Origin of the sequence: Kitasatospora sp. NPDC059722 (assembly GCF_042733235.1) — a bacterium.
In the GTDB taxonomy this organism is placed as follows: domain Bacteria; phylum Actinomycetota; class Actinomycetes; order Streptomycetales; family Streptomycetaceae; genus Kitasatospora.
Window position 1 is genome coordinate 14327 of sequence record NZ_JBHWGD010000066.1, and the last position, 7962, is coordinate 22288.

Genomic DNA, 7962 nt, shown 5'->3' on the forward strand with positions numbered 1-7962 from the left:
GTGGGGGGGGGGGGGGGGGGGGCGGGCGGGGGGGGGGGGGGGGGGGGGGCGCCGGCCGGGGGGCCGCCCCCCGCCCCCCGCGCCCGGCACCGCCGGCCCCCGTCGCCGTCTCGGGGCCGACGCCGGTGTGGACGTACCGCGGGCCCGAGGCCATGACGCCCGAGCGGCTCACCACCCGGCCGAACCGGCCGCTGTACGTCACCAGCGCCGGCCTCCAGCTGCTCGACCCGGCGACCGGCTCGCCGACCCGGCTGCTGCGCCTCGCGCCCCCGGAGCGGCAGTTCGGCGACGATGCGACCGCCGCCCGCGTGGTGATCAGCGGCGACCGCGTGTTCACCACCTCCCAGGGCCACATCGACGGCCGCCACCTCGCCGACCCCGCCGCCGACCTCACCGTCGCCCTGCCGGAGGCCGTCACCGACGACGTCGTCCTCGCCGGCTGCGACGGCACGGCCCTCTACGGGACGGCCTACGCCCTGCCCACCCGGAACGACAAGGTCCCGGCGCAGAAGGCGTTCGCGGTGCGCATCACGGACAGCACGCTGCTGTGGTCCTCCCCCGCCGACCTCGGCGAGCGGCTGCTCGCCCCCTCGCCCGGCCCCACCGGCCCCACCGGCACCATCGCCTCCGTCCGCACCCGCGAGGGCCGCACCGAGCTGGTCGTCCGGGACGCCGCGACCGGACGGCAGCGCTGGACGGCTCCGGGCAACGAGAACCTCCGCTGGTGCGCGATCGGACAGCGCGCCGTCCACGTCCCGGACGGCACCGGCGGCCTGCGTGCCCTCGACCTCGCCACCGGCGCCGAACTCTGGACGCTGCCGCCCGCCCGGGGCGAGAACTGGCGGGCGATGCCCCCGCTGACCGCGGGCGCCGCGGTCTTCCTCCCGCGCGACAACGGCGTGGTCACCGCGCACACCGAGGCCGGCCCGGACGCGCTCTGGTCGCTCCGGCTGCCGTTCCTGCTGGATGCCCGCAGCCATCCGATGCTGGTCAACGACGTCCTCTACGTCCCCGGCCCGGCCGGCGGCGGCGTGTGCGCGGTCGACGCCGCGACGGGCCGCCTGCTCTGGACCTTCCGGGACTCCGGCCCCGGCAAGGACGTCTGGTCACTCGCCGCCGACGGCAACTGCCTGTACGCGGGCCACGACGACGTCCTGCACGCCCTCCCGCTGGCCACGGTCTAGGAGGCCCCGGTGCGGGTCCGCCCGATCTCCCCCGACCTGCTCGCCGAGCACCTCGCCGAGCGGATCTCCGCGCTGCCCGGCGCCGGGCAGCGGTGGCTGCGGGTCGCCGTCGACGGCGCGCCCGCCGCCCGCCCCGGGGACCTCGCCGACACCCTGGTCGAGCCGCTGCGGCTGCGCGGCCGCCCCGCCCTGCGGGTGGCGGCGGACGGCTTCCTGCGCCCGGCGTCGATCCGCCTGGAGTACGGCAAGCGGGACGCCGACGCCTTCCACGACCTCTGGCTCGACGACGGCGCGCTGGCGCGCGAGGTGCTCGACCCGCTGGAGCCGGGCGGCACCGGCCGCGTCCTGCCGTCCCTGTGGGATCCGGTGACGGACCGCGCCACCCGTGCCCCGTACAGCCAACTGCCGCCCGGCGGCGTGCTGTTGCTCGACGGCGCGCTGCTGCTCGGCCGCTGGCTGCCGCTGGAGCTGACCGTCCACCTCGCCCTCACCCCGGCCGCGCTCGCCCGCCGCACGCCCGAGGACGAACGGTGGACGCTGCCCGCCTTCGCCCGCTACGAGGCCGAGACCGTGCCGTCCGAGGCCGCCGACGTCGTCGTCCGCGTCGACGACCCGCGCCACCCGGCCCTGGTCGAACGCGACTGATCCCCCGGGGTGGCCTCAGCGCCGCCCCGCCGTGCGCGGCCCGGCGCTGCGGGCCTCCGGCGCGGGCCCGCGCTGGCAGTACGGGCACCAGTACGCCACCCGGTCCTGCGGCGGAGTGCCCTGGCGGGCGGTCAGGACGAGGGTGCCGCAGCGGGGGCAGGGGCGGCCCGCCCGGCCGTAGACCCAGTGCTGGTGGCCGCGCCGGGTGTCGCCGGTGGTGACGTGGCCGGGGCGCAGCTTGTTGGCGTCGAGGAGTTCGCGGGCCCGCCCGACGAGCCGGCCGGGGTCGCGCAGTTCGCCGACCGGGGTCCAGGGGGTGACGCCGGCGAGGTAGCTGAGTTCGTTGGCGTAGACGTTGCCGATGCCGGCGAGGTTGCGCTGGTCGAGGAGGGCCTCGGCGAGGGGGCGGGCGGGGTGGGCGAGCAGGCGACGGAGGGCCTCGACCGGGTCCCAGTCGGCGCCGAGGAGGTCGGGGCCGAGGTGGCCGACGGCGCGTTCCTCGTCGGCGGTGCGCAGCAGTTCGACGACGGGCAGCCGGTAGCCGACGGCGGTGCCGCGTTCGGTGGCGAGGACGGCGCGGATCTGCCAGGCGGGGCCGCCGGCCCAGCGCTCGCCGGGGCGGTAGGTCTCCCAGCGGCCGTCCATGCGCAGGTGGGTGTGGAGGGTGAGGCCGCCTTCGAGGCGGGTGAGGAGGTGCTTGCCGCGCGGGGCGACCTCCAGGACCCAGCGGCCGGCGAGCGCGGCGGTGGCGTGGGCGGGGACGCGCAGGTCGGCGGCGGTGAGCTGCACGCCGGCGAGCGTGTCGCGCAGCCGGGCCGCCGCGCGGTAGACGGAGTCACCTTCTGGCATGACTCCATCCTGCCCCGCGCGGCGGCCCGGTGCGGCTGGTGCCACGGCAGTGACGTCACTCGCCGGGGAAGGCCACCTGTCCCTCGCGGACGACCACGATCGGACAGGGCGCGTGCTCGGTGAGGTGCCGGCTGACGGAGCCGAGCAGCACGCCCGAGAAGCCGCCGAGGCCGCGGCTGCCGACGACGAGGAGCGCGGCGCCGTGGGCCGCCTGGAGCAGTGCGCCGGCGGCGTTGCCCGGCATGACGCTCTGGTTGACCGGGACGCCGGGGGCGTCCCCGGCCACCTTGGCGACGGACTCGGCGAGGGTCCGCCCGGCGAGGTCCTCGGGGTTGAACCCGTCGGGCGCTCCCGCGCCGCCCCAGCCGTAGAACGCGGGGTACTCCCAGGCGGTGATCGCGTGGACGCTGCCGCCGACGGCCCGCGCGTAGTCGAGGGCCCACTGCAGGGCCTGCTCGGAGGCGGGCGATCCGTCCACGCCGACGACGGTCCGGGGCATGGTGGTCATGGCACTGCTCCTTTCGGGTGAGTCGATCCGTTGGTCATCTCCGGTACGCGGTCCACGAGTTGGCCATCCGCTGGACCTGGCCCGGGGTGAACTGGGTCATGCAGGAGTCGTAGCTGTAGTCCATGAAGTTGTGGATCGGGTCGAGGACCGTCGTGGAGCAGGTGTGCCGCCCCTCGGGGCAGCCGTAGCCGGGGCTGCGCTCGGGCGGGGTGTCGTCGACGTAGTCGCCGGGGGGCAGGCAGCCGCCCTGGAAGGTGTGGAAGAGGCCGAGCCAGTGGCCGGTCTCGTGGGTGGCGGTGTTGCCCTCGTTGTAGTCGGTGGCGGAGCCGCCGGGCAGGGAGGCGTCGAGCACGACGACGCCGTCGTCGGCCGGGTCGGAGCGGTAGGCGTCGGGGAAGGTCGCCCAGCCGAGCAGGGACTGGCCGAGGTTGGCGGTGTAGAGGTTGAGGGTGCCGGCGCCGCCCTTGCGCAGTTGCTTCTTCATGTCGCGCTCGGCGCGGGAGCCGGGCGTCATGCCCGTGTACCAGCCGGCCTTGTCGGTGTAGTCGGTGCCGGCGAGCGCGAACCGGAAGCCGGTCGGGGTGTTGCCGTCGCCCTGGCCGCCGTAGGTGGCGTTGAGGTGGTCGATCTGGGCGGCGACGGTGGCGTCGGAGAGGCGGCCGGCGTCGCCGGAGTGGATCACGTGGACGTAGACCGGGATCGTCGTCGCGGTGTCGCCGAAGGCGTGCGCGTTGACGTGTCCGGAGAGGCGCGAGCGGAGGTCGTCGTCCATGGCCCGGGCCCGGGCGGGGGTGACGGAGTTCGGGTCCTGCCCGCTCTCGCCCGTAGCGGGTCGGCGGGCGGCGGCGTCCGTACCGTCGCACACGGCGGCGGGGGCGGCGGCGGCCACCGGGACGGCGTGCCGGGCGGGGGCCCCGAGCTGGCCGAGGCCGGCCGCCGCGACGAGCGCGGCGGCACAGGGGAACAGGCGGAGGGCACGCGAGCGCACCCGGGAGGAACGGCGCATCTGCGCTCCTGGCGGGGTGGATTGACGGGGCGTCGGCTGCGACGGCCGGTGCGGCCGCGCGCGGACTCGCCGAGACTACGACGCCACGAAGTCGATCTCCCGCAGGGCGCGCGCGGCGGCCCGGTCGAGTACCACGGCCGACGCACACCCGGCCGGCGGCTCCCCCGAGCCGGCGAGGGCGCCGTACAGGCGGCGGGCGGCGGCCCGGTGCCGCGCGAAGGCGTAGCGGGAGACGGTCCGCCCGCGGAGCCGCTGGCCGTCGAGCGCGCTGTCGGCGTCGGCGTCGAGGAGCAGCAGGTGCACGCGTCGCCCCTGCCGTCCGGCGGCGGTGGTCAGCCAGGACCGCACCCAGGGCAGTGCACCGCAGTCGTGCACGGCGAGCGGCCCGCCGTCGAGCACGGCCCGGCGCAGCCGCCGGTAGTGGGCGAGCCGGACGAGCGGGCGGTACACGGCGTACGGGACGAAGGCGGGCAGGCGGGCCGCGTACTCCTCGCGGACCTGCTGGGAGTCGACCAGCGCGGCGCGGATGCTGTGCCGCATGAGGGTGCTCTTGCCGCTGCCCGGCAGGCCGGAGACGACCAGGAGGTCACCCGCCGGGTAGTGCAGCGCCGCCGGGGCGGGGGCGCAGCGCAGGTCGTGCAGCCCGTGCGGGCGCAGCGCCCCGGGGGCGCGCCGAGGCGGCGGCACCGGGGGCGCCGCCGCCTCCACCGTTCGTGTCCTGGTCACCTGGCCTCCCCTTGCCGTTCTCCTCCCCCTGGAGCATCGCGTATGACCAAGACGGAGTAAAGAGGCGTGGTCAGGCCGGGTGCCGGGCGGACGGTCAGCCCAGCTGCGGGGCGACGGCGCCCGCGATGAGCTCCAGGTGGTCGAGGTCGTGCAGGTCGAGTATCTGGAGGTAGATCCGCTGCGTGCCGACGGCGGCGTACCGGCCGATCTTCTCCGCGACCTCCGCCGGGGTGCCGGCCAGGCCGTTCTCCTTCAGCTCGCCGACCTCCCGGCCGATGGCGGCGGCCCGCCGGGCCACCTCGGCGTCGTCGCGGCCGACGCAGGCGACCAGCGCCGCCGAGTACACGAGGTCGTCGGCCCCGCGGCCCGCCTGCTCGACGGCGGTGCGCACCCGGCCGAACTGCGCCGCGGTGTCCTCGACCGAGGCGAACGGCAGGTTGAACTCGTCCGCGAAGCGCGCGGCCAGCGCCGGGGTGCGCTTCGGGCCGTGGCCGCCGACCAGCACCGGGACGCGCTCCTGCGCGGGCTTGGGCAGCGCGGGCGAGTCGGTGAGGGTGTAGTACTCGCCGGCGAAGTCGAAGGTGTCGCCGGGCTTGGTGTTCCACAGCCCGGTGATGATCGCCAGCTGCTCCTCCAGCCGCCCGAACTTCTCCTTCGGGAACGGGATGCCGTAGGCGCGGTGCTCGGCCTCGTACCAGCCGGCGCCGAGGCCGAACTCGACCCGGCCGCCGCTCATCGCGTCGACCTGGGCGACCTGGATCGCGGTGACGCCGGGCAGCCGGAAGGTGGCGGCGGTCATCAGCGTGCCCAGGCGGATGGTGCGGGTGTCGCGGGCGAGGCCGGCCAGGGTGATCCAGGCGTCGGTGGGGCCGGGCAGGCCGTCCACCCCGCCCATCCTCAGGTAGTGGTCGGAGCGGAAGAAGGCGCTGAACGCGCCCAGGTCCTCGGCGGTGCGGGCGACCGCCAGCAGCGTCTCGTAGCTCGCGCCCTGCTGGGGCTCGGTGAAGATGCGAAGATCCATGCCGGCCATTCTGGTACGGACGGCCGGCCGGTCACGCGACAGAACCGGCCAATGCACAGGGTGTTCCCTTGGGCGCCCCAAGGTGGCCAAGGTCTCAGCACGGAACCGTCACGAGCCGCCGTGCCCGGCCGCCGGTTCCCCTACCGTGGACGGATGTTCGCCACCTCCGACGAGTCCTTCGGCCGCTCCCCCGACGAGCCGGCCGGCTGCCCGCTGCCGGGCATCGTCGCGGCCTTCACGCCGCGGCTGGCCGAGTTCGCGTTCGAGCCCGGCTTCGTCGCGTCGGTCGACCAGCACGCCGCCGAGCTGCGCGAGCTCCTGTACGCCCAGGGGCCGGAGCTGCTGCCCCGGCCCCTGGACCGCGAGGAACTGGCGGACTACGCGCTCGGCTTCCTCGACGCGCTCGCCGAGATCGGCTGGCGGGAGCCGGTCGGCTACGACTTCGCCGTCGGGCGGCTCACCGCGATCTGCTGGCTGGTGCGAGAGCAGGGGCTCCTGCCGGCCTGACGACGGCTCCTGCCGGCCTCACTACAGCTCCCGCCCGACTACAGCTCCCGCCCGGGGTCGATGCCCGGGTCGATGCCGGGGCCGCGCGGCCCGGTCTCGGTGGCCGGGCGCACCGGCTGGTTGGCCAGCGCGTCCGAGCGGCCGGCCTGGTAGGCGCTGCCGCGCAGCTTGGCGCTCTCCCGCTCGGCGCCGTCCAGCCAGCGCTCCCAGCGCTGGCGCATCGGCATGATCAGGCCGCCGCCGACGCCCACCACCAGCACACCGGTGATCGTCGCGAGGGCCGCGATCAGCACCGGGCCGGTGATCGCGGTGGCGATGCCGGCCTGGCCGAGCGCGGCGATCACGCCGAGCCCGACGATGAACGCCCAGGCGATCGTGGAGACCGTCCGGCCGTACGCGGCGCCGGAGAGCGCGTTGCCCACGATGTCGCGCACCGCGTTGGCGATGGCCATCGCGACGACGACGATCACGACCGCGACGATGCCCTTGGGCAGCCACGCGACGATGCTGTGGATCATCACGCTGATCGGGTTGGGGCCGAAAACCCCGAACGCGAGCTGCAGGGCCATCAGCAGGACCGCGTAGTAGACGATCTTGCAGACGATGCCCGTCATGTCGTAGCTGGAGCCGCTCAGGTAGCGGGCCATCCCGGCCCGCTCGGCGATCCGCTCGGACCCGAGCCGGCGCAGCACGCGGTCGAGCACCTTGGCGATGGCCTTCGCCACGAACCAGCCGATGACCAGGATCGCCAGGAAGGCGATGAACTGCGGGATGACCTTCGCGATCTTGGACCAGGCCTGGGTGAACCCGGAACCGAAGTCCACGGAGAGGGCGAGCTGCTGAACCACGGAGTCCTCCACTCGGGGACGCGGCGCCACGAGCGACGCGGAGCGGCCCCTTTTCGTTCCGGATCCCCCACCCTTCGTGGATAGCAGCGCCCGGCCCGGCCCGCGCGCCCCCGCCCGTGCGGCTTGATCCCCCCGGGTGAACCGGGCCCGCGCAGGACGCACCGGCGACCGGACGCGTGATCGCGCGTACAGTTGGCGGTCCACGGACGAAGGGCGCGGGGGCTGGGGAGGATACGCAAGTGAGCGGGACGATCAGGACGAGCGCTGGGGACGACACCGCCGACCGGGCGACCTCCCCCAGCGGACCACGCCCCACCGGACCACAGCCCGACGGGCACCGGGCCCTGCACTGGCGCGTCCGGCCCCAGCGGCCCGGCGCCGCCGTCCTCGTGCTCCACGGCGGCGAGGAACGCAACCTCGCCCGGCCCGGCCGCCTCAACCTGCCGCTGCTGCGCATGCACGGCTTCCTCCGCGCGCTGCGCCGCGGCACCGCCGGGGCCGAGATCGCCATCGGCACCGTCCGCTACCGCCACCGCGGCTGGAACGACGAGCGCGCCGACGCCGCCCGGGACGCCCTCGCCGCCCTCGACGAGCTCCGCGAGGCGCTCGGCGGGGGCCCGCCCGTCCGGGTCGGGGCCGCGAGGGGCGGCCGGGGGGGGCGGCGCGCG

9 protein-coding genes and 1 pseudogene are annotated in these 7962 nt (G+C 76.0%); 4 read left to right on the top strand and 6 right to left on the bottom strand.

Features of this window, described 5'->3' with window-relative positions:
- Positions 1-125: 125 nt before the first annotated feature.
- Positions 126-1184, top strand: a complete 1059-nt coding sequence (locus ACFV4F_RS31920) for a PQQ-binding-like beta-propeller repeat protein (protein WP_380507700.1) — start codon at positions 126-128, stop codon at positions 1182-1184.
- A 9-nt stretch (positions 1185-1193) separates the two neighbouring features.
- Positions 1194-1829, top strand: a complete 636-nt coding sequence (locus tag ACFV4F_RS31925) for a uridine kinase (protein WP_380507703.1) — start codon at positions 1194-1196, stop codon at positions 1827-1829.
- Positions 1830-1844: 15 nt separating this feature from the next.
- Here the strand turns inward: ACFV4F_RS31925 and ACFV4F_RS31930 are convergent, their stop codons facing one another.
- The 5 genes from ACFV4F_RS31930 to ACFV4F_RS31950 form a co-directional block, all read right to left on the bottom strand.
- Positions 1845-2678: a DNA-formamidopyrimidine glycosylase family protein gene (locus ACFV4F_RS31930; RefSeq protein ID WP_380507706.1), complete on the bottom strand. Its 834-nt coding sequence runs from the start codon at positions 2676-2678 to the stop codon at positions 1845-1847.
- 55 nt (positions 2679-2733) lie between these two features.
- Positions 2734-3186, bottom strand: coding sequence for a universal stress protein (locus tag ACFV4F_RS31935; RefSeq protein ID WP_380442499.1), 453 nt, complete (start codon positions 3184-3186; stop codon positions 2734-2736).
- 34 nt (positions 3187-3220) lie between these two features.
- Complete coding sequence (locus tag ACFV4F_RS31940) at positions 3221-4192, bottom strand: zinc metalloprotease (RefSeq protein WP_380442501.1); 972 nt, start codon at positions 4190-4192, stop codon at positions 3221-3223.
- 75 nt (positions 4193-4267) lie between these two features.
- On the bottom strand, positions 4268-4918 hold the full coding sequence (locus ACFV4F_RS31945; RefSeq protein ID WP_380442503.1) for an AAA family ATPase: 651 nt from the start codon (positions 4916-4918) through the stop codon (positions 4268-4270).
- Between the two features lie 94 nt (positions 4919-5012).
- Positions 5013-5939, bottom strand: a complete 927-nt coding sequence (locus ACFV4F_RS31950) for an LLM class F420-dependent oxidoreductase (RefSeq protein WP_380507709.1) — start codon at positions 5937-5939, stop codon at positions 5013-5015.
- 153 nt (positions 5940-6092) lie between these two features.
- Between ACFV4F_RS31950 and ACFV4F_RS31955 the strand changes: the two genes are divergently transcribed.
- Positions 6093-6446 carry a DUF6401 family natural product biosynthesis protein gene (locus ACFV4F_RS31955; protein WP_380442507.1) on the top strand — a complete coding sequence of 118 codons (354 nt, stop codon included), beginning with the start codon at positions 6093-6095 and terminating at the stop codon, positions 6444-6446.
- 38 nt (positions 6447-6484) lie between these two features.
- Here the strand turns inward: ACFV4F_RS31955 and ACFV4F_RS31960 are convergent, their stop codons facing one another.
- A complete protein-coding gene (locus ACFV4F_RS31960) occupies positions 6485-7294 on the bottom strand; it encodes a hypothetical protein (protein ID WP_380442509.1) in 810 nt (269 codons plus the stop codon).
- Between the two features lie 239 nt (positions 7295-7533).
- On the opposite strand from ACFV4F_RS31960, the pseudogene ACFV4F_RS31965 reads away from it, so the two are divergent.
- Positions 7534-7962 (top strand): annotated as a pseudogene (locus ACFV4F_RS31965) (alpha/beta hydrolase); the annotation flags it as partial.